This window comes from Thermoflexus sp. (assembly GCF_040289485.1).
Classification (GTDB): Bacteria; Chloroflexota; Anaerolineae; order Thermoflexales; family Thermoflexaceae; genus Thermoflexus.
Genome location: NZ_PSLG01000104.1, coordinates 1,211 through 1,718 on the forward strand (window position 1 = coordinate 1,211; position 508 = coordinate 1,718).

Genomic DNA, 508 nt, shown 5'->3' on the forward strand with positions numbered 1-508 from the left:
CGTGATGACGTCCCGCGTGGCCAGCGCGCGGCCCGATGCGGGAATGGGCTATGAGCTCCAGGCCATCACGGTGGCTGTCCTCGGGGGAACCCACATTACAGGGGGGGAGGGAACGGTCCTGGGGACGATTCTGGGGGTCCTCGTCATCACGGTCCTGAGTAATGGGTTGCAGCTCGCGGGAGTCCACCCCATCTGGCAGCTGGGGACTGTCGGGGTGGTGCTCGTCCTCACGGTGCTGGTCAACCAGTGGCTCGTGCGGCGGGAGGCGGGAGCGCTGTAGGCCATCGGCCCGGAAGACAAGAGCCACGCGCTGGATCGGGAAGAAAGTAGTGTCTTTGGGTCCCCTCCTGCGGAGGGGAGGAGTGCTCACGTCCCAGGGGGAGTGATCTCGGCGTCAAGTGACCGCTGGCTGGCGGACACCAATCTTGCGGGTGGCAGACCCGAGCGGGCTGCACACCGCCCGGGAGCCCGCACGGCTGGGGCTTGTGTGACTGGTACTGTGGTCTCA

The 508-nt window shown here is 66.9% G+C and carries 1 protein-coding gene; it reads left to right on the forward strand.

Features of this window, described 5'->3' with window-relative positions; all coding sequences use genetic code 11:
- Nucleotides 1-280 (forward strand): ABC transporter permease (locus C4313_RS11225; protein ID WP_503012468.1); only part of this gene is annotated, 280 nt, incomplete at its 5' end.
- Between the last annotated feature and the right edge of the window lie 228 nt (nt 281-508).